At 62.5% G+C, this 22,937-nt stretch carries 23 protein-coding genes; 9 read left to right on the forward strand and 14 right to left on the reverse strand.

Annotated elements, in window-relative coordinates; translation table 11 throughout:
• Window positions 1-211 precede the first annotated feature (211 nt).
• A complete protein-coding gene (locus tag VCJ09_RS15025) occupies window positions 212-1,138 on the forward strand; it encodes a GGDEF domain-containing protein (RefSeq protein WP_324730948.1) in 927 nt (308 codons plus the stop codon).
• A gap of 68 nt (window positions 1,139-1,206) precedes the next feature.
• On the opposite strand, the gene rluB is transcribed toward VCJ09_RS15025, so the two are convergent.
• The 4 genes from rluB to VCJ09_RS15045 all read right to left on the reverse strand — a co-directional run bounded on the left by rluB (window position 1,207) and on the right by VCJ09_RS15045 (window position 5,599).
• A complete protein-coding gene (rluB, locus tag VCJ09_RS15030) occupies window positions 1,207-2,478 on the reverse strand; it encodes a 23S rRNA pseudouridine(2605) synthase RluB (protein ID WP_324730949.1) in 1,272 nt (423 codons plus the stop codon).
• Window positions 2,479-2,738: 260 nt separating this feature from the next.
• Window positions 2,739-3,533 (reverse strand): SMC-Scp complex subunit ScpB, encoded by a 795-nt coding sequence (scpB, locus tag VCJ09_RS15035; RefSeq protein WP_324730950.1) that lies wholly within the window; start codon window positions 3,531-3,533, stop codon window positions 2,739-2,741.
• 2 nt (window positions 3,534-3,535) lie between these two features.
• Window positions 3,536-4,234: a segregation and condensation protein A gene (locus VCJ09_RS15040; protein ID WP_324734674.1), complete on the reverse strand. Its 699-nt coding sequence runs from the start codon at window positions 4,232-4,234 to the stop codon at window positions 3,536-3,538.
• 150 nt (window positions 4,235-4,384) lie between these two features.
• The gene (locus VCJ09_RS15045; RefSeq protein ID WP_324730951.1) at window positions 4,385-5,599 is read right to left on the reverse strand and encodes a tryptophan--tRNA ligase; all 1,215 of its coding nucleotides are present in this window, start codon (window positions 5,597-5,599) and stop codon (window positions 4,385-4,387) included.
• 200 nt (window positions 5,600-5,799) lie between these two features.
• Here VCJ09_RS15045 and VCJ09_RS15050 point away from each other — a divergent pair, with 200 nt between their 5' ends.
• The gene (locus VCJ09_RS15050) at window positions 5,800-6,147 is read left to right on the forward strand and encodes a PA2779 family protein (protein ID WP_324730952.1); all 348 of its coding nucleotides are present in this window, start codon (window positions 5,800-5,802) and stop codon (window positions 6,145-6,147) included.
• Between the two features lie 48 nt (window positions 6,148-6,195).
• Here VCJ09_RS15050 and VCJ09_RS15055 read toward each other — a convergent pair whose 3' ends face one another.
• Window positions 6,196-6,822 carry an L-threonylcarbamoyladenylate synthase gene (locus VCJ09_RS15055; RefSeq protein ID WP_154067072.1) on the reverse strand — a complete coding sequence of 209 codons (627 nt, stop codon included), beginning with the start codon at window positions 6,820-6,822 and terminating at the stop codon, window positions 6,196-6,198.
• A 13-nt stretch (window positions 6,823-6,835) separates the two neighbouring features.
• Window positions 6,836-7,699 (reverse strand): PHP domain-containing protein, encoded by an 864-nt coding sequence (locus tag VCJ09_RS15060; RefSeq protein ID WP_324730953.1) that lies wholly within the window; start codon window positions 7,697-7,699, stop codon window positions 6,836-6,838.
• 316 nt (window positions 7,700-8,015) lie between these two features.
• On the opposite strand from VCJ09_RS15060, the gene VCJ09_RS15065 reads away from it, so the two are divergent.
• The 5 genes from VCJ09_RS15065 (at window position 8,016) to VCJ09_RS15085 (ending at window position 11,444) form a co-directional block, all read left to right on the forward strand.
• Complete coding sequence (locus tag VCJ09_RS15065; RefSeq protein WP_238041526.1) at window positions 8,016-8,315, forward strand: YciI family protein; 300 nt, start codon at window positions 8,016-8,018, stop codon at window positions 8,313-8,315.
• A gap of 59 nt (window positions 8,316-8,374) precedes the next feature.
• A complete protein-coding gene (locus tag VCJ09_RS15070; RefSeq protein ID WP_324730954.1) occupies window positions 8,375-8,779 on the forward strand; it encodes a translation initiation factor 2 in 405 nt (134 codons plus the stop codon).
• A gap of 7 nt (window positions 8,780-8,786) precedes the next feature.
• Entirely contained in the window at window positions 8,787-9,464 is a 678-nt protein-coding gene (locus VCJ09_RS15075) for a response regulator transcription factor (protein WP_079202482.1), read from the forward strand.
• A 129-nt stretch (window positions 9,465-9,593) separates the two neighbouring features.
• Complete coding sequence (locus VCJ09_RS15080) at window positions 9,594-10,016, forward strand: Spy/CpxP family protein refolding chaperone (RefSeq protein ID WP_324730955.1); 423 nt, start codon at window positions 9,594-9,596, stop codon at window positions 10,014-10,016.
• A 96-nt stretch (window positions 10,017-10,112) separates the two neighbouring features.
• The gene (locus tag VCJ09_RS15085; protein WP_324730956.1) at window positions 10,113-11,444 is read left to right on the forward strand and encodes a sensor histidine kinase; all 1,332 of its coding nucleotides are present in this window, start codon (window positions 10,113-10,115) and stop codon (window positions 11,442-11,444) included.
• A gap of 131 nt (window positions 11,445-11,575) precedes the next feature.
• On the opposite strand, the gene VCJ09_RS15090 is transcribed toward VCJ09_RS15085, so the two are convergent.
• Complete coding sequence (locus tag VCJ09_RS15090; RefSeq protein ID WP_324730957.1) at window positions 11,576-12,139, reverse strand: nitroreductase family protein; 564 nt, start codon at window positions 12,137-12,139, stop codon at window positions 11,576-11,578.
• 197 nt (window positions 12,140-12,336) lie between these two features.
• Window positions 12,337-12,708 carry a YkgJ family cysteine cluster protein gene (locus VCJ09_RS15095; protein WP_324730958.1) on the reverse strand — a complete coding sequence of 124 codons (372 nt, stop codon included), beginning with the start codon at window positions 12,706-12,708 and terminating at the stop codon, window positions 12,337-12,339.
• A gap of 258 nt (window positions 12,709-12,966) precedes the next feature.
• Between VCJ09_RS15095 and VCJ09_RS15100 the strand changes: the two genes are divergently transcribed.
• Window positions 12,967-14,418: a TrkH family potassium uptake protein gene (locus VCJ09_RS15100; RefSeq protein WP_324730959.1), complete on the forward strand. Its 1,452-nt coding sequence runs from the start codon at window positions 12,967-12,969 to the stop codon at window positions 14,416-14,418.
• Between the two features lie 93 nt (window positions 14,419-14,511).
• Entirely contained in the window at window positions 14,512-15,966 is a 1,455-nt protein-coding gene (locus VCJ09_RS15105; RefSeq protein ID WP_324730960.1) for a TrkH family potassium uptake protein, read from the forward strand.
• A 208-nt stretch (window positions 15,967-16,174) separates the two neighbouring features.
• Here the strand turns inward: VCJ09_RS15105 and VCJ09_RS15110 are convergent, their stop codons facing one another.
• The 6 genes from VCJ09_RS15110 to VCJ09_RS15135 form a co-directional block, all read right to left on the reverse strand.
• Complete coding sequence (locus VCJ09_RS15110) at window positions 16,175-17,176, reverse strand: AraC family transcriptional regulator (RefSeq protein WP_324730961.1); 1,002 nt, start codon at window positions 17,174-17,176, stop codon at window positions 16,175-16,177.
• Between the two features lie 366 nt (window positions 17,177-17,542).
• Window positions 17,543-18,070, reverse strand: a complete 528-nt coding sequence (locus tag VCJ09_RS15115; protein ID WP_324730962.1) for a lysis system i-spanin subunit Rz — start codon at window positions 18,068-18,070, stop codon at window positions 17,543-17,545.
• Window positions 18,070-18,507, reverse strand: coding sequence for a cell wall hydrolase (locus VCJ09_RS15120; RefSeq protein ID WP_324730963.1), 438 nt, complete (start codon window positions 18,505-18,507; stop codon window positions 18,070-18,072). Before VCJ09_RS15120 ends, VCJ09_RS15115 begins: the two co-directional genes overlap by 1 nt.
• A gap of 42 nt (window positions 18,508-18,549) precedes the next feature.
• Window positions 18,550-19,425, reverse strand: coding sequence for a hypothetical protein (locus VCJ09_RS15125; protein WP_324730964.1), 876 nt, complete (start codon window positions 19,423-19,425; stop codon window positions 18,550-18,552).
• Window positions 19,426-19,549: 124 nt separating this feature from the next.
• Window positions 19,550-19,993 (reverse strand): hypothetical protein, encoded by a 444-nt coding sequence (locus VCJ09_RS15130; protein WP_324730965.1) that lies wholly within the window; start codon window positions 19,991-19,993, stop codon window positions 19,550-19,552.
• A complete protein-coding gene (locus VCJ09_RS15135; protein ID WP_324730966.1) occupies window positions 19,990-22,929 on the reverse strand; it encodes a hypothetical protein in 2,940 nt (979 codons plus the stop codon). Before VCJ09_RS15135 ends, VCJ09_RS15130 begins: the two co-directional genes overlap by 4 nt.
• Window positions 22,930-22,937: the final 8 nt, after the last annotated feature.

Consider the following 22,937-nt stretch of genomic DNA (forward strand, 5'->3'; position numbering starts at 1 on the left):
GACTGCAGCGGCAGAAAAATGGCATACACCCACAAACCGGCAATCGCTTGCCGGTCGGCGCGGCAAGCAAACTGCAGATACTGGCCATTTGCCGCGAAAAACCAGCGTAAGTGACTGACTTCAAATAATTTTCATATTTTCTGAACCCTCTGGCATGAAATTCGCTCTATAGCCAGTGTTGCCGCATCAATGCGCTAGAGGTTCAGCATTTATGGTTACTCCCAGTCAGACCAACACCATCGATTTCGATACGGCAAAGCTTCAGCGCCTGGGCTTTTCCGGCAATCGCGCGCCGTCCCTGCGCCCGATCAGCCTGGCGCAACTGCGTCAGCAACTCAGCATGCAACTGCAGACCAGCCTGGATGTCGAGCGCATCCTCAAACTGTTCTTTACTGCCGTGCAAAGCCTGGTGCCGCTCAATGCCCTGACCTATCAACAACCAACCGCCGACCTGCGCCTGGAGCTCGGCGAACGCGCCAGCCACTCGGCCGGTTACCGGCTGAGCCATGAGGGCGAATACCTCGGCGAGTTGGTTTTCCGCCGCCAACAGCGCTTCAGCGACGCGGAACTCAGCCAACTGGAGTCCCTGCTGGCCAGCTTGCTGTTCCCGCTGCGCAATGCCCTGCTATACCGTGCGGCAGTCCAGAGTGCACTGCGTGACCCGCTGACCAACACCGGCAACCGCATTGCCATGGATCAGATTCTGCTGCGTGAAATCGATCTGTCGCGACGCAATCTGCAACCACTCTCGCTGCTGATGCTCGACCTCGACCATTTCAAGCAGGTCAACGACAACCACGGCCATAGCATCGGCGACAGGGTATTGATCGACGTTGCCGCCACCCTGAAAAGCCAGCTACGCAACATCGACATGGTGTTTCGTTACGGCGGCGAAGAGTTTCTCGTACTGCTCTCGGGAACCTGCCGCGAAGCCGCCGCCATGGTCGGCGAGCGCCTACGGCATGCCGTGCAAGAGCTGCAATGTCTGGCCCAAGGCCGTCCGATCGAGGTGTCCATCAGCCTCGGCTGCGCGAGCCTGCTGGCGGGCGAGTCAGCAGAAAGCCTGCTGCAGCGCGCCGATAGCGCACTCTATGTAGCCAAGCGCGATGGACGTAATCGTCTGAGCATGGCTGGCTAAAAACAGTGCACAAAAAAAGGACTCAATCGAGTCCTTTTTTTACGATCCCAGGATCGCGCTACCCCAGCCTACTGCGGCTTGCGCGGGCCACGGCCAAAGCCTGGGCGCTGCCCTTCGCCCGCGGACGGGGTGCGGCGCTTGGCTGGCGCGGCCGGCTTGCGCCCAGGGCGCTCGCTCAGCTCGACGCCCGGACGCATAGGCTTGGGCTTGTTCGGACTCTTCTTGTTGACATCCCGCGGCCGCTCGGCAACTGGCGTCCCTTTGCTCGGAGCAGGACGACCCTGATCCGTACGGCCCTTGTCTGCGCGCGGCGTACGCACAGCACCACCGTCACTGCGCGGAGTACGCACTACACGTTCACCGCCTTCGCCGCGCGGGGTACGCTCTGCACGCTCACCACCCTCGCTGCGCGGAGTACGCCCGGAACCCGAACGATCAGCGGCAACAGGGCTGCCATGGGATGGGCGCAGAGTCCGCTGCGGACGTTCGCCGCGACCAACCGGCTTGGCCGACTTGCGCTGCAGACGCTCGAGCTTGTCGCGGGTTTTTTCTTTCATGTCCGGCAAGGCGACCGACTTGAGGCCAACTTCCTCGCTGAGAATATCCACTTCGCGCTGGCTCATTTCACGCCAGCGACCCATGGTCAGATCCGAGGTGATAAATACCGGACCGAAACGCACGCGCTTCAAGCGGCTGACTACCAAGCCCTGGGACTCCCACAGACGGCGCACTTCGCGGTTACGCCCTTCCATCACCACGCAGTGGTACCAGTGGTTGAAGCCCACACCGCCCGGCGCCACCTTGATATCGGTGAACTTGGCCGGACCGTCTTCGAGCATCACCCCGGCTTTCAGCCGCTCGATCATTTCATCGTCGACTTCACCGCGCACGCGCACCGCGTACTCGCGGTCCATCTGGTAGGACGGATGCATCAAGCGGTTGGCCAGCTCTCCGTCGGTGGTGAACATCAGCAAGCCGGTGGTATTGATGTCGAGACGACCAATATTAATCCAGCGACCTTCTTTCGGCCGCGGCAGACGGTCGAACACGGTCGGACGCCCTTCGGGGTCGTCGCGGGTGCAGATCTCACCTTCGGGCTTGTTATAGAGGATCACGCGGCGCACGCTTTCGGCGGCTTCTTCGCGCTTGATCAAGCGGCCATCGATGGCGATGGCATCGTGCAGGTCGACACGCTGACCGAGACCCGCGACCGCACCATTGACCTTGACCCGGCCGGCGCTGATCCAGCCTTCGATTTCGCGGCGTGAAGCCAGGCCTATGCGCGCCATGACTTTCTGCAGTTTTTCGCCGGCTGGACTGTATTCTTCGGATTCACTCATCTGGGCACCTCCCGGTGTATCTCTAGTGATGGACGACAGCAAGTCGTCGAAAGGGCGCGGATCATACGCGAAACGCACAGCGTGCGCACCGTTTGAGACTAGCCGGCAGACGAGCAGTCATCGGTCTTTTCGACAGTCGGCACCCCAGCGATCCGCTACACATGCGCCGTTATCCGTAGCCCGGATGCATCCTGAGCAAGACCTGGCTAGAGCAAACCGGCTGCAGAACCGCAGCCGGCCAGGGTCAATGCCGCCCATGTTCAGTGACCCGGCGGCTCCTGCTCATCGGTGGTCTCCGTCAGCTCCTCGCCTTCGACCTCGTCCACCGCCGGCGCGGAAAAATCATCGAAATCGGTCTTCAAGCCCTGCTCCATGGAGTCCAGTTCGGCCAGCAGGCTGCTGAAGCTGGTTTCCTCGCTTGCCTCCACCACCGGCTCATCGGCGAGCGCCAGGTCGGCGCGGGCCTGCAGGCTTTGCGGCGCAGCGAGGTCGTCATCGAAGGCCAGCAACGGCTCGGGCTCCAGCTCACGCAGTGCCGCCAACGGCGGTAGCTGGTCGAGACTCTGCAGATTGAAGTGATCGAGAAACGCCTTGGTGGTCGCCAGCATCGCCGGCTTGCCCGGCACGTCGCGGTAACCGACCACGCGGATCCACTCGCGCTCCAGCAAGGTTTTGACGATATGGCTGTTGACCGCCACGCCGCGAATATCCTCGATCTCGCCGCGGGTAATCGGCTGCCGGTAGGCAATCAGCGCCAGGGTCTCGAGCATGGCCCGCGAATAACGCTGTGGCCGCTCTTCCCACAAACGGCCGACCCAGGGTGCGTAGATCTCGCGTACTTGCAGGCGGTAACCGGAAGCCACCTCGACCAACTCGAAGGCTCGCCCTTCGCAGGACTGGCGCAGCCGCTCCAGGGCTTTTTTGAACACCGCCGGTTCGGGGCGCTCCACTTCCTCGAACAGCTCGAACAGACGCTCCAACGATTGCGGCTTGCCGGAGGCGAACAAGAAGGCTTCCAGCAGGCTGGCCAGTTCGCGGGGATTGCTCAGGTTCATGGTCATTCAGCTCGCGCGCGCACGTGGATGGGGCCAAAGGCTTCATTCTGCACCAGCTCGACCAACGATTCCTTGATCAGCTCGAGCACCGCCATAAAAGTCACCACCACGCCCAGACGCCCCTCCTCAGCCGTGAAGAGCTCGACAAAAGGCACGAAAGCGCCGCCCTTGAGACGCTCCAGCACTTCGCTCATGCGCTCGCGAGTCGACAGCGTCTCACGACTGACCTGGTGACTTTCGAACATATCGGCGCGGCGCAACACCTGCGCCATCGACAGCAACAGCTCCTCCAGATTGACCTCCGGCAGTAGCTTGCGCGCTTGAGCCAGCGGCGCATCCAGGCGCGGCACCGTCAGGTCGCGGCCGACCCGCGGCAGCATATCGAGGCCTTCGGCAGCGGCTTTGTAGCGCTCGTATTCCTGCAGGCGACGAATCAGCTCGGCGCGCGGATCGTCTTCTTCCTCTGGCGCCTCGCTCGAACGCGGCAGCAGCATGCGCGACTTGATCTCGGCGAGCATCGCCGCCATCACCAGGTACTCGGCGGCCAGCTCTAGGCGCACCGACTGCATCAACTCGACATAGCCCATGTACTGGCGGGTGATTTCCGCCACGGGAATGTCCAGCACATCGATATTCTGTTTGCGGATCAGGTAGAGCAGCAGGTCCAGGGGGCCTTCGAAGGCTTCGAGAAATACCTCCAGGGCATCCGGCGGGATATACAGATCCAGCGGCATCTCGGTCACCGCCCGGCCGTATACCAAAGCGAACGGCAGCTCTTGCTGGGCGCCCGCTTGACTGTCGGCGGGCTGTTCAGGTGACTGGCTGTGCATATTGATTTATCGAATTCCTGCTCAGCGGTAATTCAAACCCAAGGCCAGGCGCACCTCGGTCAGGGTTTCCCGTGCTTCATTGCGCGCACGCTCGGCGCCCTCGGCGAGGATATTGCGCAGCAACTCGGGGTTGTCCTGGTAATCGGCGGCACGCGCCTGCAAGGGTTGCAGCTCTTTCTGCACGGCCTCGATCAATGGTCCCTTGCAGTCCAGACAACCGATGCCGGCACTCTTGCAGCCTTGCTGCAGTGCAGCACGCGTCTCTTCACTGGTGTAAATCTCGTGCAGCGGCCAAACCGGGCAATGAGCAGGATTACCTGGATCGTCCCGGTGCACCCGCGCCGGATCAGTGGGCATGCGCCTGATTTTCTCTTCGACTTCGGCACTGCTGTCACGCAGAAAAATTGCATTGCCGCTGGACGTGGACATTTTCCCGCCATCCAGCCCCGGCAACGTTGGCGCACCGCTGAGCAAGGGGCGCGGCTCGGGCAGCAACACCTTGCCGCCACCTTCCAGGTAACCGAACAGCCGCTCCTTGTCGCCGATGGTGACGCTCTGTTGCTCTTTAAGCAACGCCTTGGCGGTTTCCAGGGCCTCGACGTCACCCTGCTGCTGGTACGCCTTGCGCAAATTGTTGTAGAGCGTGGCGGTTTTCTTGCCGAGCTTGCGGATTGCCGCCTCGGCTTTCAGCTCGAAGCCCGGCTCACGGCCATAGAGATGATTGAAACGGCGAGCCACTTCGCGGGCGAACTCGATATGCGCTAATTGATCGGCGCCAACCGGCACCACCCCCGCTCGGTACAGCAGGATATCCGCCGCCTGCAGCAACGGATAACCCAGAAAACCATAGGTGGCGAGTTCCCTGCCCTGCAGCCGGTCTTGCCGCTCCTTGTAGGACGGCACCCGCTCCAGCCAGCTAAGCGGGGTGATCATCGACAGCAGTAGATGCAGTTCGGCGTGCTCCGGCACTTGCGACTGGATGAACAAGGTCGCAGAACTGGGGCTGACCCCAGCGGCCAGCCAATCCACCGCCATGTCCATGACATGCTGGGAGATCGGCCCGACACCCTGGTAGTTGGTCGTCAGTGCGTGCCAGTCGACGATGCAGAAAAAGCATTCGTATTCGTGCTGCAACTTGATCCAGCTTTTCAGCACGCCATGATAATGACCAAGGTGCAAACGGCCACTGGGACGCATGCCGGACAGCACGCGGCGTTCGGAATCAACAAGGCTCAAACCAGGTTACCTGAGCGAATCAACAAGACGCGAAGTATAACGAGACCAGAAGCTGCCGCGGAAAAAACGACCACGGAACCGTTCAGGCTCACGGCCAGTCTTAATCAATGAAGCCGCCCAGAAAAATCGACGGCAGAATCGTGCGCCAACAGCAGTGCAAGGTTTGACGCGAATCCCGACCACTCGTCGAGGGTCACAGCATGAAAATTACCGCCCCAACTTTCGCCATTCTGGCAGCATTGCTGCTTCTGCCGCCGCTAACCGCTCAGGCCGGCATGATCGGCACCCAAGAAGTCATTGCCGAGCAGACCGCTCAAGCCGATCGCGTCAAAGTCAGTGAGTTCCTCAACCGCGCCGACGTCGAGGAGCGTTTGCAAACCATGGATGTTCCCGCGGCCCTGGCCCGTAGCCGGGTGGATGCCCTGACGCCCGCGGAGACAGCCACCCTCGCCCAGCGGATAGATGCCTTACCGGCCGGCGGTGCACTCAGCGGCACCGACTTCGTCGTCATCCTGCTGGTGGCGCTGCTGGTGGTGCTGATTCTGTAACCGCTGACAGTCAGGCGTGCGGAATTTCGCGCATTTCGTGCGAGGCCTTCACGCCTCGCCGAAAGGCGTGGGATCACCGCAGCCGACGCGAATGATGTGCGGCTCATCATCCGCCAGATTGATTACGGTCGAGGCCTTCAGCCCACCAAAACCACCGTCGATGATCAGGTCGACCTGATGTTCGAGGATCTGGCGCATTTCATAGGGATCGCTCATCGGCAGCGTCTCGCCCGGCAGAATCAGACTGACGCTCATCAGCGGCTCGCCGAGTTCGCTGAGCAACGCTTGGGCAATCGGGTGATCGGGTACCCGCAGACCAATGGTGCGGCGCTTAGGGTGCAGCAACATGCGCGGCACTTCGCGAGTGGCATTGAGAATGAAGGTGTAAGGCCCCGGCGTATGGTTCTTCAGCAACCGAAAGGCCCCAGTATCGACCTTGGCGAACAGACCGATCTGCGACAGGTCGCGACAGAGCAGAGTGAAGTTGTGTTTGTCGTCCAACTGGCGCAAACGGCGAATACGCTCAACCGCATTCTTGTCACCGATATGGCAACCGAGCGCATAGGACGAATCGGTGGGATAAATCACCACGCCGCCGGCCCTGATGATCTCCACCGCCTGTTTTATCAGGCGCAGCTGTGGGTTTTCCGGGTGAACCTGGAAAAATTGACTCAAGCTAACTCCCTGTTCAAATTGCAGTAGGCTGTCGGACATGCTGAAAACGCGCCCAAAGGGGCGACAAGTCCTCGGGTACAGGGCGATACATACCCAGTTCGGACCAGTCGCCAGGTGCATGAAAGTCACTACCGGCACTTGCCAGTAGGCCAAATTCGCGAGCCAGAATCGCCAGACCGCCGACCTGTTCAGCCGGCTGCATACCGTTGACCACCTCCAGCGCATGGCCACCGGCAGCGGCAAAATCGGCAATCAACTTGCGTCGCTTACTACGAGTAAAGTCGTACTGCCACGGGTGCGCCAGGCTGATCGAGGCGCCCGCTTGTTGCAAGGTTGCAACGGCCTGCTGCAACGCCGGCCAATGCTGTTTGACGTCACCCAACTTGCCCGACCCGAGCCACTTGCGGAAGGCTTCGGCGCGATCCTTGACGTAACCGGCGCGCACCATGAACTCGGCGAAGTGCGGCCGAGCAGGAGCGTTGCCACTGTCGCCCAATTCCAGCTGCACGGCCCGCGCGCCTTCCAGTGCGCCGGGCATGCCTTTGTTGTCCAGGCGCTTACTGATTTCTGCGGCCCGTAACCAGCGCCCTTCATGCAACTCGGCAATCGACTGGAGCAACGCTGGCGAATCACTGGCGAAGGCATAACCGAGGACATGGATGGTGGCGCCACCCCAGGTGCAGGACAACTCGATGCCAGTGACCAGCTGCATATCCAGCGCCTGGGCGGCGGCACGCGCCTCCTCTAGGCCTTCCAAGGTGTCATGGTCGGTCAGCGCAAGCAGCCGCACACCGCGCTCGTATGCCCGTGCGACCACCACAGCAGGCGCAAGCGCACCGTCTGAAGCGGTGCTATGGCAATGCAAATCAACATCCATAAGGAACGCTTTCTCAGTAATTTATGTTTGTTATTATGCCGACACCGGCGAACTCTTGCTGACATCACTAATAGATGGTTGAAATAAACTGGCAATTTAAGGCTAGCCCACAGGGCGCGCGAAGCGCATCAACGGCGCAATTTACCGGCGGTAAATGAGCATTCTGATGACCGCCTAGCCGTCGCTCACTAGCTTGTTCAGCGGCCTGCCAACCGGGTAACTTTTCATCCACTTGCCAAACAATTGCTCGACTTTGCCAGTCCATACTGCTTTTCTGCGCTAATACCAACTAGCGCCCCAACCATTAAGGATTGAGATGCTCTACGCCATTATCGCCACCGATGTCGAAAACTCCCTGGAAAACCGTTTGGCTGCTCGCCCCGCGCACGTCGCGCGGCTGGAGCAGTTGAAGAGCGAAGGTCGTCTAGTGCTCGCCGGCCCGCACCCTGCGATCGACAGCAACGACCCGGGTTCGGCAGGCTTTTCCGGCAGTCTGATCGTTGCCGAGTTCGACTCGCTCAATGCTGCCCAAAGCTGGGCCGATGCCGACCCTTACCGCGCTGCTGGTGTTTACGCCTCGGTGCTGGTCAAACCGTTCAAACTGGTTCTGCCTTAATCCGCACACCTGCCGTTCGCTGCTCGCCCACAACAATCCACTAGGACATAGGAGTTCCGATGCGCCCAGGCCCGTGGTCTTTTCTGTTTGCGCTGTTGCTGCTGCCTCTTGGCCTGCATGCCGAGCAAACCCCGCCTGCACCCTCCGCAGCGGCGACGGCAGAGCAAGCGCAGATAGACGCCCTGCAGCAGCGCCTGGCCACCAGCGAGCAACAACGCGAAGCGTTGGGCGCAGAACTGCAAGCCAGCGGGGGCGAACGCGAAAGCGCGCTATCGCAGCGTTTACACCAGGAAAACCAACACCTCAAGCTGCAACTAAAGAAAAACCAGGCCGTAGCACCTGAGCCATTACTCGGCGATCAGCAACAATGGTTTGTCGTCGGCGCTGGCGCAGCACTACTGGGCGTCATCCTCGGCGCACTGCTGCGTGGCAACCGCCGCTCGCGGCGTGAGTGGATAAACTGAAATCAGTATGAGCGCACTTCTCCTGATCGACGACGACATCGAACTGTGCGAGCTGTTGGCCACCTGGCTGAGCCAGGAAGGCTTCCAGGTCAGCGCCTGCCATGATGGCCACAGCGCACGCCTCGCCTTGGCCAACCAGACACCCGACGCAGTGGTACTCGATGTGATGCTGCCCGACGGCAGCGGCCTGGAGTTGCTCAAGCAATTGCGCAGTGATCACCCGGAGCTGCCGGTGCTGATGCTCTCAGCCCGTGGCGAGCCGCTGGATCGCATCCTCGGCTTGGAGCTTGGCGCCGACGACTATCTGGCCAAGCCCTGTGACCCCCGTGAGCTGACCGCCCGTTTGCGCGCCGTATTGCGCCGCAGCCTGCATCCTGCCGTGTCCAGCCAACTGCAACTGGGCGACCTGTGCTTCAGTCAGGCACGCGGCGTGGTGACGATCGGCGAGCACGAGGTCATCCTCACCCTGTCGGAAAGCCGCCTGCTCGAAGCACTGCTGCAGCAGCCCGGTGAACCCGTGGACAAGCAGGAACTGGCGCAACTGGCGCTAGGCCGCAAGCTGACGCTGTACGACCGCAGCCTGGACATGCACGTCAGCAACCTGCGCAAGAAAATCGGCCCCCACCCGGACGGACGCCCGCGCATCCTCGCCTTGCGCAGCCGCGGTTACTACTACAGCGCCTGAGATTCTGGGTAAGGCCAAGCCTGACTCGCCTTTACTCAAGCTTTACCCTTGCCTGACGGCCCTTGACCTTGATCGCTCTAGACTGGGCACATCCGGTAACTAACCGGCATCGAGACAAGGAGACACACCATGCGCAAGACTCTCACCGCCCTGTTACTCACACTGACCCTACCAACGCTGGCCATGGCCATGCCCGACGGCGGCTCGCACCACGGCGGCGGCCACGGTGACCGACATGGCTCGCGGATGTTCCAAGACCTCGACCTGAGCCAGGAGCAACACCGCGAAATCCGCAAGCTGATGGGCGAGCAGATGAAAAGCCGCCACGAAATCACCCAGCGCTATCTGGAAAAACTGCCGGCCGCCGAGCAGAAAGCCATGCAGGATGAGCTGAAAGCCGCCAAGGACAAGCAGCACAGCACCATTCGCGACCTGCTCAAACCCGAACAGCAGAAGGCCTTCGACGAACACCAGAAGAAAATGCAGGAACGTCGCGCCGAGCGTGCGGCCTTCAACGCCTGGAAAGCCGAGCAGGCTAGCAAGGTCGAATGACAACAACCGACTGGCCCTGGCCAGTCGTGCTGGCCACCACAATTCCACCCATCAAGCCCCGGCTTGATGGGTTTTTTCGCGACCAAGGAGTCCTCCGTGCGTTCATTGTTCTGGCGCATCTTCGCCAGCTTCTGGTTGGCCCTTGCCCTGGTTGCCGGGCTATCCATGCTGCTGGGACGAGCGCTGAACCAGGATGCCTGGATTCTCAGCCAGCACCCGGCCCTGAACGGCTTGGCCGAAACCTGGACCAGCCGTTATGAAGAGCAGGGAGCCGACGCCGCCCAGACCTTTCTCGAGCAACGCAAGGAGGCCTCGCGCCTCAACGTGCAAGTGCTCGATGACAACGGCCAACCCCTGGTCCGAGGCACCTTCCCGCCGCGCGCCGCTGCCTTCGAGGCACGCCAGCAAAATGACAAACGCCTGCCCTGGCGCCGCCTGACTACCGACTACAGCAGCCCCCAGAGCGGCGCAACCTACCTGTTTATCTACCGCATTCCACACCGGGAACTGGCCGCCTGGCAACGCGACAGCCTGCTCTTGCCGCTCAGCGCGCTGGCCATCGCCCTGGTGGTACTGACCCTGTTCAGCCTGCTGGTGACCCTGTCCATCACCCGCCCGCTGAATCGCCTGCGTGGCGCCGTACACGACCTCGGCCAGACCGCCTACCAGCAGAACAGCCTGGCCCGCCTGGCCAATAGACGCGACGAACTGGGTGTGCTGGCCCGCGACTTCAACCGCATGGGCGCGCGCCTGCAAGGGCTAATAGGCAGCCAGCGCCAGTTGCTGCGTGATGTGTCCCACGAACTGCGCTCGCCACTGGCGCGCTTACGCATAGCACTGGCCCTGGCCGAACGCGCCGACACCGCCGAACGGGAGAAGCTCTGGCCGCGCCTGGCGCGCGAGTGCGACCGCCTGGAAGCCTTGATCAGCGAGATTCTCGCCCTCGCCCGCCTCGACGCCGATCCTGGCGCAGCCCAACCAATCGACCTTGCCGCGCTGCTGCGCAAGCTGCAAGAAGAGGCACAACTCGATACCCCGCAACAGCGGGTGGAGATCAAACTGACACCCGGAGCGAGCCTGCACGGCTGGCCGGACATGCTCGAACGGGCGCTGGACAACCTGCTACGCAATGCCTTGCGCTTCAACCCGGCGGGCCAGGCAATTGAACTCAAGGTCGAACGGCAGGCCGACGAACTGCGCCTCAGCGTACGCGACCACGGACCTGGCGTTGCCGCCGAATACCTGACCAGGCTGGGCGAGCCCTTCTTCCGTGCACCTGGGCAAAGCACGCCCGGGCATGGCCTGGGCCTGGCGATTGCCCGGCGCGCCGCCGAGCGTCACGGCGGCCAACTGGTACTGAACAATCACCCAGAAGGTGGCTTCAGTGCCAGCCTGCTGCTACCGCTAAAGCCGCAGACTGGCAAGTAGGGCGGCTGCGTACGGAGCGTAGGGTGATCCGGGCGGCGATCCGTTCGGAGCGCAACGACAGCCCGCCTGGTTTGTACCGCCCCGATCATCCGCTACGGACTGCCTGCTAGTAGCGCCCTGCGAGTCGCCGGTTACACGCCCGGCCAGGCGCTGACGAAATCGGCTACAGCCAACGGCACGGGTTTGCGCAATTCGCGTTCGGCAGTTCCCAGGTAAAGGAAGGCGACGATGTGTTCGTCACTGCCCAAGCCAAGCCCCGTCGCCACCTGAGCGTTATAGGCCAGCTCACCGGTGCGCCATACCGCGCCTATACCCTGGGCATGAGCGGCGAGCAGAATGGCATGGGTAGCGCAACCCGCGGCGATCACCTGTTCCTGCTGCGGCACCTTGGCATGGGCCTTTACACGGGCGATCACCACCACCAGCAAAGGTGCTCGCAGCGGCATGGCACGCGCCTTGGCCAAGGCTTCCTCACTTATGTCACCCGCGCCGGCCGCCATGACCTGGGCGAACAACTCGCCCAGGTGCTCACGCGCAGCCCCTTCGATCGTAAGAAAGCGCCACGGCCGCAACTGTCCGTGATCCGGTGCACGCAATGCCGCGCGAAACAGCAGTTCGCGCTGTGCGGCATCCGGTGCAGGCTCGCACAAACGCGGCACTGAAACACGATTGAGCAGAGCATCGAGAGCATCCATCGGCCACCTCTTGAACAAAAATAAGCGGGGATTCTAGAGCGTGGCGCAGGGCGGTGGGGAAAAACTGTGCGCGACGAGCAAACCGACAGCAGAAATAAACTGCACGGATTAGCGCAAACAAATACGCAGGCTGGCCGCCGCGGCAAGCACCCGTGAGCAAAGCGTTGAGTAGCGTTGCAACGGCCGGCTACTCCATTCTAGGCAACCCGCTCCGGCGCCACACTCGGCCGCACGAACGGCATCAACGGCGGCAGGCCGTGGGCGCGCCGGGCATCGTCACAGCGCGGCTCAGGCTCGCCATTGGCCCAGGACGCCTCGAATTCGCGGCATGGACTGGCGCGTTGCTCATAGAGCGTGCAGCGCACGCCCTGCCCCACTTCACCGAGCAGGGCGACACAGCGGGCCGGTTTGTACTCGGTGCCGCGCATGGCGACCCGATGCGGAGTGATCAGCACCACCTGGTCGTCCGGCACCGTACCGCCGGCCGATTGGCATTCACCCCAGAAGAAAGACACACGAAAATGCGCGCAGCAGGCGCCACACGTAAGGCAAGGATTAGCGTTCGACATGATTTGAGAGGGCTCAGAAACCGGCAAGGGCCGGCACCTGGCGGCTATTCTATGCCGAGCCATGCGCTTGTAAAGCGCCATATCGATAGCCCGGATGAAAAGCGGATACGCCGATACCACGCGCGCGCCACGGCAACTGATGGCAACACGGCATAAGCCGACGCAATGGTTTATTCGCTGCATGCGCCAGCTGGTTTACAGCCTCTGCGGCGCGAGTAGAATGGCGCCCTTTGCCGCCTTCAATCCGAGCCTCCTGTCATGGCCTTGCCGACGCTGCGCATCATCGGTTTCATCCTCGGCATTTTTCTGATTACCCTGGCCGTCAGCATGACCATCCCGATGCTGACGCTACTGGTCTTCGAGCGCACCGATGATCTCGATGCCTTTCTCTGGTCAAGCCTGATTACCCTTGCCAGCGGCCTCGCCCTGGTGCTGAGCGGGCGCCCGGCCAACGCTCAGCTGCGCCCACGCGACATGTACATGCTGACCACCGCCAGCTGGCTAGTGGTGTGCATCTTCGCCGCCATGCCGATGATGCAGATTCAGCACATCAGCTACACCGACGCCTTCTTCGAAACCATGTCAGGCATCACCACCACCGGTTCCACCGTACTGACCGGACTCGACAGCGCCTCACCTGGGTTGTTGATCTGGCGTTCGCTGCTGCAGTGGCTGGGCGGCATCGGCTTCATTGGCATGGCCGTGGCGATTCTGCCGCTGCTGCGCGTCGGTGGCATGCGTCTGTTCCAGAGCGAATCATCGGACTGGGGCGAAAAGGTCATGCCACGCTCGCACATGGCGGCCAAGTACATCATCGCGATTTTCGTCGGCATAACCCTCGCCGGTACCCTGGCGTACTGGCTGTCAGGCATGAGCTGGTTCGAGGCGATCAACCATGCGATGACCTCGATTTCTACCGGCGGCTACTCCACCTCCGACAGTTCCATGGCCCACTTCGGTCCAGCCTCGCACTGGGTGGCGATCGTCTTGATGATGCTCGGCGGCCTACCCTTCACCCTCTTCGTCGCCACCATCCGCGGCAATCGCCGGGCCTTGTTCAAGGACCAGCAAGTGCGCGGCTTTATCTCGCTCCTGGCCTGCACCTGCCTGCTGTTCAGCCTGTGGCTCTGGATGCACTCCGAGTACGCCTACTTCGACGCCCTGCGCATCGTCACCCTCAACGTGGTTTCGGTGGTCACCACCACCGGCTTTGCTCTCGGTGATTACAGCCTCTGGGGCGATTTCGCCGTGATGGTGTTCTTCTACCTGACCTTCGTCGGCGGTTGCTCCGGCTCAACCTCGGGCGGCCTGAAGATTTTCCGCTTTCAGGTGGCCTATACCCTGCTGCGTAGCGGCCTCAACCAGTTGGTCCACCCGCGTGCGGTGATCAAACAGCGCTACAACGGCCACAACCTCGATGAGGATATCGTCCGCTCGATCCTCACCTTCTCTTTCTTCTTTACCATCACCATCGGCCTGATCGCCCTGGGGCTGTCGCTGATTGGACTGGACTGGACTACCGCACTGACGGCGGCAGCCACCGCCGTCTGTAATGTCGGCCCGGGACTTGGTCCGATCATCGGCCCGGCGGGGAATTTCTCCAGCCTGCCGGATGCGGCCAAATGGTTGCTAACCCTCGGCATGCTGCTCGGTCGCCTGGAGATTCTTACCGTGCTGGTGCTGGTCACCCGGGCTTTCTGGAGACACTAAACACCGGCAAGATTACCGATGACTCGGCGCCGTGCCGGCAGTCCCACCTAGAATGACGTCATTATTTGCTTGATTTGCTTGGAAGCCGACTAGATGGCCTTGCCGACCCTACGCATCATTGCCTTCATCAACGGTATTTTCCTGATCACCCTGGCGGTGAGCATGGTAGTGCCGATGCTCACCCTGGTGATCTTTGAGCGCGCGCATGAACTCAATGCCTATCTCTGGTCGAGCCTGATTACCTTCGTCGCCGGGCTGTCCATGGTTGCCCAGGGCCACCCGAAAGGCGTCGAACTGCGCCCACGCGATATGTACATGCTGACGGTGTCGAGCTGGCTGCTGGTATGCACCTTCGCTTCGCTACCGTTCATGCTGGCCCAGCACATGAGCCTCGCCGACGCCGTATTCGAAAGCATGTCCGGCATCACCGCCACCGGCGCCACGGTGCTCAGCGGCTTGGACAGCATGTCGCCAGGCATCCTGATCTGGCGCTCGCTGCTGCACTGGCTCGGCGGTATCGGCTTCATTGCCATGGCCGTGGCGATCTTGCCGATGCTGCGCATCGGTGGCATGCGCCTGTTCCAGACCGAATCGTCGGATCGCTCGGACAAGGTCATGCCGCGCTCGCACATGGTCGCCAAATTCATGGTCGCGGCCTACGTGGGTATCAGCCTGCTGAGTGCCCTGGCGTTCTGGGCCGCGGGCATGGGCGTATTCGATGCCATCAACCACACCATGTCGGCGATCGCCACCGGCGGCTTCTCAACCTCCGACAGCTCGATCGGCAAGTGGTCGCAGCCGGCGGTGCACTGGGTCAGCGTAGTGGTGATGATTCTCGGCAGCCTGCCGTTCGTCCTCTATGTGTCGATGCTGCGGGGCAACTTCAAGGCGCTATTGCGCGATCAGCAGGTACGCGGCTTCCTCGGCATCTTGCTGAGTACCTGGCTGGCGCTCGGCACCTGGTACAGCCTGACCACCGAACTGCATTGGCTGGAAGCGGTACGCCACGTGGCGGTGAACACCACCTCGATCATGACCACCACCGGCTTCGCCCTCGGCGACTACACCCTATGGGGTGGCTTCGCCGGCATGCTGTTCTTCTACCTGGGCTTTATCGGTGGCTGCTCCGGATCGACCGCAGGCGGCCTGAAGATCTTCCGCTTCCAGGTCGCCTATATCCTGCTCAAGGCCAACCTGCTGCAACTGGTGCACCCGCGTGCGGTCATCAAGCAGCAATACAACCAGCACCGCCTGGACGAAGACATCGTCCGCTCGATCCTGACCTTTTCGTTTTTCTTCACCATCACCATCGCCCTGCTGGCGCTGGCCCTGACGCTCTGCGGCCTGGACTGGATCACCGCGCTGAGCGGCGCCGCCAGTACCGTGTCCGGCGTCGGCCCAGGGATGGGCCCGATCATTGGTCCAGCTGGCAACTTCTCCAGCCTGCCGGACACGGCCAAGTGGCTGTTGACCGCCGGCATGCTGCTTGGACGCCTGGAAATCCTTACCGTGCTGGTGCTGTTGATGCCGGCGTTCTGGAGACACTGAGGCCGCCACTGGTTAGCAGGCCGTTGAAAAACGTAGACGAGGCAGCCGAGACAAGGCAAAACAGGCGAGGAAGCGGAGTTTACGAGCTGTAAATGAGCATTCCGACTGAGCTCGCACCCGAGCCTGTTTTTTAACGCCGTATCGGCAACGTAGGTAGTTTTTCAACGGCCTGTTAGTGGGTCCGGGCATCGCTGCACCCTGCACCAAGCTACAGCCGCGCGCGATACTCGCCCGGAGTGATGTCGAACCAGCGACGGAACGCGCGGAAGAAATTGCTCGGATCGGCAAAGCCGAGCAGATAGGCCACTTCCAGCAGAGTCAGGTTGGGCTGGGCCAGGTACTGTTCGGCCAACTCGCGACGGGTGTCGTCGAGCAGGCGCTGAAAACTCGTTCCCTCATCCTGCAGGCGTCGCTGCAAGGTCCGTTGCGATACATGCAGCGCCAGCGCCACCGCCTCGCGCTTGGGTTCGCCCTGGGGTAGCAGGCGACACAGCACTTGCCGGGCCTGGTGACTCACCCGACTTTCCGAGAAGCGCGCCAGGTATTCGCCGGCAAACCTGTCGTGCAACTGGGCCAGCGACTCATTGGCCGTCGGCAATGGCCGATCCATGTCGGCCCGCTCGAACAGCAGCGCGTAGTGCCCGGCATTGAACTTCAGCGGCGCCTGAAACACCTGTTGAAAGGGTTCGAGGTCCGCCGGTGGCTCGCCTTGAAAAAGCACCTGTTGCGGACGAATCGCTTGACCGGTCAGCCAACGGCAAAAGGCCAAGGCATAGGCCATCGAGGCCTCAGCGCTCTGCCGAGCCGGCGGCAAGCGGTCGCCATGAATCGCCAGGATCAGTTCATAGCCCTGGGCCGTGGGCCGGAAACTGAGATCGGCGCCCTCGGCGATGATCCGCTGATATCGCACCAGACGCGCCAGCCCCTCGGTCAAGGTGCGGCTGGACATCAAGGCGTAACCGACCACATGGAATGAAGCCGGGCGCACCACCTTGGCCATGTTCAGGCCAATCGCCGGATTGCCCGACAGCTCCACTGCGCGCTGCCACAGCCGCGTCATGCCGTCCTGGGCAAAGCGTGCATCCGGATCCTCCAGCGCGGCGTAATCCAACCCCAGTTGGCGAAATATCGCGCGGCAGTCGACGCCGCCCATTTCCAGGGCCTGGACAATGCCCAGGGCCCAGTTCGACGAGGTGGTGCGTTCGCTCATGGCGTTATTCTTATTCGAGTCATCTGAAAGTCGCTTCTCGCGGCCTGGCGGCGCAAGGATACTAACCCTTAACGGCAATGCACAGCCCCAGCAACCACGCGGCCTGCAGGCCATTCATTGATCGCATTTGGGCTGCAGGTGGGCTGTTTGGGCTGCGTTATGACAGCTTAATGACAGCATTGCCATACTCCAGTACTGCAGCAGTACCTGCGGAAAGCAGGCTATAGCCGCACGGTTACTGGCCCGCGCCCGACCACTGTCTAAAACAAAAACCCGAGATAGCCGCCCTGAGCGCCAGCAACCACGCGGCAGGGTCAGGTAGTTTTAGACAGCAGTTTCAACCCCTCCCGCCCGTCCTGGGCACGATCACCCCCCCCCTTTAGCAACCTCTTTCACCCAGCCCTGCAGCGCCGTCAACTTCACGGCGCAGCGGTCGGCATCACCTGTGATGGCTGCAATAGCTCGAGCATCCTCCGGGTGTATGTCGGCGCGCTCGGCTCCATCATCCACGCTGGCGGCACCGGCCCCGGCCGGCACTCCGTTGCTATTGGCATTACCTGTGGTGCGGACTGACAGCCGCTGGCGAGCAGCAGCGAGATCAGCAGCCAGGCGATCGGTAGTCTGTTGCGCATGGGTCAGCTCCTGATAATGCTGGCCGTCCAGTGCGGACAGCTGGGTTTCGAGCGCCTGCCGCTTCTCCTGTTGCGCCTGGAGCATGCGCGACGATGCTCGAGCAATCTCGGCCAGGGTGTCGCTGTGCAGTCCGGACTGGACAGCCAGTTGCTTGCCGTAGGCATTTGCCTGCCACGTCCAGGCGCCGGCAGCGGACAGGGCCATCAGCGCGGCCACGCCCGCGGCGATCAGCGCGAGGCGGTATTGCGCGAGGATGGCCATCACGGCACATCCCTGTAGAACAGGTGCCGGCCGATCTTGCGCGTGAGCTGCGCCCTGGCCGCCCACTTCGGCGCAGTCTTCATGCTGGTCGAGTAGTAGTGGGTCGCGCCATCAGTCGGGTCAGGCTCGTGTCCGTCGATCACCGCCAGCGCAGATTCGCGCGCCGTCAGGAATTGCCCGGCCGGGATCAGCTTTTGTCCGACCAGATAGGCAAAGTTCGGGTCGTTCTTGTTCCAGCAGGAGAACTGCCAGGGCGCGCGGCACACGCCGACATAACCCTCGCCCCACCAGTCGGGCTTGCCGTCGTTGTGCAGATCCATCTCCACCCGGTTGCGGATGCACCAGGCCACGGCAATCTGCCCGGCCGCGCCCTCCCCTCTAGCCTCGCCCCATAGCGTGCGGGCAAGCGTGTCTAATTCGCGCTCAGTGTGCGGCATGGTTTTCTCCAGGCGTAAAAAAGCCCACCGGAGCGGGCTGGATTAGATCGTTGGCGCGACCGTCTTGTAGGGGTGGCCGCCCGGCAGGTTGGCAGTCAGGCCGTACTTGTGCGCTGCCCAGCCGAACAGCTTGTCGATGTCCTGCGCCGAGGGGAGACTATTGCTGAGGACCGTGCACGCAAGGTCCACGTCGGACGCACTCCCCGCGAAGGGCGTCGCCCCAATCGCCAGCGCGTGGTATGAGTCCGACGTAGAAGTAACCGGGGATGATCCAGGGATGGTGGTCCCCGTTGCCTCTACGGCCCCGTCAAGGCGAAGCTCCATATTGTTCGCCGTAATGCCCATGATTGCCAACGACATGCAATAGCCCTCGTATGAGGGATTCGGGCTGGTGATAAGTGCCAGGGCGTCAGCATCAAGACGACGCCCCTGGATCATGCGTTTATTGGCGCCATCCGCCTGCCCTGAGCCGGAAAACACAGAAAACCTCACGGCTAGCCCTGGCCCTGTTCCGGTGCTCACATAGACCAGATTTCTGAAGGTTGGCGACGGGTCCACGCTTCGTTTTTTGTACACGTTGAAGGCCCATGCCACAGGCGCGGCCTTAAGTACCCCTCTCGCAGCCGTAGACCCGGAGGTTATGACGTCGTTGCTACCGTCAAAACGAAGCACTTTTTTGCCATTCAGCTCCGCCGGCAGAATTGCCGGGCGATACCCGGAGCTGGTCTGCGAGAAATCACCATTCGCCCCCATCGCCCCCAGGTTGGAGATAGCCGAGCAGGCGCCCGACACATCGGTGACCACGCTGTCCTGCGCGTCCAGGTAGATCTGCGGCACCGTCGCCATGTTGAGCGGGGTCCAGAGTGGGGCGCCCCCTCCAGCCGTCCGCATCTGCGCCGCCATCATTCCCATAATCATGCGGCCACCGTCTGGCCGATCACGTCCCATACGTCAGACGCGACACGCTTGAGGGTCACGCTCATTCGATCAGTCATTACTAGGGTGCCTCCACTGGGGGCGTTGAGGGTTAGGGCTCTAGGAGTCATGCCGGCCATACCATAGACGGCAGCTCGTCAAACACTTGCGCAAGGGTGGGGGTGGGCCGCAAGCCGGCGCGCACATCATCTGCAATCTGGTGGCCGACCGACCAGCATCCGTCGCGCCATACCACTCCGGCCTGCCCTTCGGCAGCAAACTGGGCGACGCTGCTGGTGGCGTAGCTGCACAGGCTGAGAATGCCGTCGTAGCCATGCGAGCGGGCAATGGTGTCCATGTAGGCCTGTACCGCCTGGGTGAGAGCGGCCTCCGCTCGTTCCAGTTGCGTCGCTATCTCGACAGCAGTCGGCGTATTGCCAGACGCCAGCCAGTCGAGGTATGCGCGGTAGTCTGGCGAGTCGTTCGGGTAATCCGGCGTATCCGCAATCGGCACATGATCGCTACCGTCGCGGATGACATAACCCTCTCCTGTCAGCTGGTAGGTCGTCATGCGTAAATCCCTCCCGTCGCAACGAAGCCGGCAACCGTGCCTGGCAGATAGGTCTCGCCGGCCGCGCTGGTAAAGATCAGGCCCAGCGTTGCCAGTTCGTAGCGCTTGCCGGTCACTGTGCCAGCGTTGATGAAAGTCATGCCGATGCAGTCAACCTGACCCTGCTGCGCGGCTTGGCAGAATCGAGCGCTGAACGCTGGCGAGTTTGACAGCGTGAGTGTTGTGCCGCGGATGTAGATCATGCCTTGCGATGTGGCGGATAGGCCAATTACCGCGCCCGAGAGTATGGACCATGGGGATGTGGCTCGAATCATCCCGCCGAGAGTGGCGGCCGCCAGCCCGTAAACCCCGGAAAGACCCACGTCAGCCAGGTCAATAATTGACCCTGCGCCGGCCGATTCCAGCGCGTATAGCCCGGCCGCCGTGCTCGTTACGTGGACCCCGCGCAACTTCCACCTGCCAAAGGATGTGCCATATATGGTTCTGGCTGCCGATGAGATGACGTAACTGGCCAGGGCTGCACTGTCGCCGAGGATTTCAAACGTCCCGGACCCGACAAATGCCTTGAGCACTGCGCCGCTATAGGTGCCCGCCAGCCCAAGCTGGATGGTCACGTTGTAGATGCTGGCGTCTAGCGCAGCGGCCACGTCGATGGCCTTCTGGATAGTCAGGAAGGCGCCGCCCGCTGCGTTCGTTCGCCCGTTATTGCTGTCGTTGCCGTCAGTGCGGACGTAGTAGGTGCGATCCGCCTTCAGGACCTCGCGCCCGCCGAGCGGCGCCAGACCGTCGGCGCGAAGGTAGCTGATGCAGCGCCAGTTACCCGAACCCAGCGAAACGAACTCGGCGACGTCGCCGGCTGCGGTCGTGATGTTGGCTACGGTCGGCAGGATGAGCGACGTGGCGTTGTGGGTCAGCGTCAGCGCGCCCTGGAAAACAAGCCGGCGGAGCGCGCCGGATGCAATGGTGCCAAGCGCGGTTATCGTCGTGGTGCCGCTGATGCTGATTGTGTTGGCCTTGGCCGCGCCAATATCCACCGTGGCGGCCGACGCAAGTGTGACGATGGCGGCTTCGTTGAGCGCCGTGGTCAGCGCGCCCGGCAGCATACCGATCAGCGTCCAGGCGTCTGCCTCGGTGCGCTTGAGTGTGGCGGCGGCATACTGACCGGACAGCGAGAAACTACCGGCTGTCACGCCGTTGATTGATACGCCAGCCGCCGCCGTGATGGTCACACTACCGGCCGCGCCTTGCTCGATGTGGATCTCCGCGTCAGCCGCCCAGGCTACGGTCGCCTGCGTCGGAAGGGTCACGGTCTGCGCTGTGCCGTCGAGGCTCCTGTTGTAGGTGTTGTTGTCAGCCAGGGCGAGGGTTTTGTTGCCGGCGAAGGTCTGCACGACAGCGAGCGAAGCGCCGGCAGATGGGGTGGCGTACTCCTGAGCAGTGCCCGCCGCATTCATCCGCAGCACTTGCAGGGCCGTACCTTTGGCCAGGCGGGCCGGCGCACCACTGGCACCGCCGACGATCAGGTCAGCGGCCACGGTCATCGGGTTGGCCATCTTGGCCGCAAGGTCGGTAGTCAGGTTGGTGACTGTGCTCTGCGCCTGGGTGCCGGTGTGCGTGCCGCGGTCGCGCAGGGCTGCATCTGCTGCGTTCGCAGTGGCGCCGCTGGCCACGCTGTCGGATTTCGTCTTGTCGGCGGCCGACATGAAGCCCGGCACGCTGGTGGTCGCCGCGCTGTGTGCGGTCCCGCCTGCGCCGAAGTGGTCGGTTATCTGCTTCTGCAGCTTGCCGAATGCCTCCAGCACGCTATCGGTCGCGGCCACTGCCGTGCCGACTGCCAGGCTGAGGCCGGTGAGTACGGCGGCGCGCACGCGGGCGGCGGTAAACCACTTGTTCGTCGGGGTGCCCGACTCGGCCAGGCTGTCGGTGTCGGCGTTGGCGGTGGCGCCCGACGCCACGCCGCCCAGCTTCGCCTTCTCGGCGTCGGTGTAGGCGGTGGTGTCGGCGTTGGACTCATACAGGGTCTTAACCTGCGCCGCAGTGATCGGGTCAGCGCTGCCAGCCTGAGCCACCCATTCGCTGTCGCTGCCATCCCAGATGTAGCGCAGCACGGGGTCAGCGGCGCCGGCATCGACGTCGGCGTAGTCGCCCGCCACGCCAGTAGGCACGGCGGCCTGCAGTGCGGCGAGGTTGGTGTAGGTGCCGCGGTAGTGCTGGGCCTCCAGGCCGGCGAGCTTGGATTTCTCCGCCGTGGTGTAGTTCTCGTCGCTGAGCACCTTGGCGCCATCCACATCGACCTTGCCTGCCAGCCCCGAGGTTAGCGCCGCAGGTTGCACGGCAGTGTCGGCAAGCGCGCCTTGTGCCGCGGTGGCTGCGCCAATGTCAGCCGGGACCACTGGAATGTACGGTCGGCCCGACAGATCATCATAAAGGCCACTGGTTGCTACGAACGCCAGGTCGAGCGGCTGCACAGCGGTATCAGCCTTGGCGCCCTGCGCAGTAGTCGCCGCGCCGATGGCGGCCGGCGTCGGCAGGTCGTGGACGTGATCGGCCCGCGCAGCGTCCGGGCTGGTTCCGGCCGCAGCGGCGCCGAGCGGCTGCGGCACGGCATCGCTGACGACCGCGCCTCGCAGCCCTTCCACGCTGGCCTTGGTCAGCCGCGCACTGATCGGTGCGCCAGCCTCCCAGTCGAGCGCGGTCGTGCTCTCCTGGCCGCGATCGACATCGAGCACGCCAGCCGCCTGGGCGGTAACGCGCACAACCTCCCACGCGGTTTCGCTGCCGTTGATGTCGAGCAGGGCCAGGGTCAGCAGGTAGTGATCGCCCGTACCCAGGCCGGCGAGCAGTGCCGCATCGGCGGGCGTGATGGAAAGCTGGACGGCCGAAGCCGTGGCCGGCAGCGACAAAGCGCTGGACCAGTTGTTGAGGAAGAGTTGCATGGATGACT

It is taken from the genome of Pseudomonas paeninsulae (assembly GCF_035621475.1).
Taxonomy (GTDB): Bacteria; Pseudomonadota; Gammaproteobacteria; order Pseudomonadales; family Pseudomonadaceae; genus Aquipseudomonas; species Aquipseudomonas paeninsulae.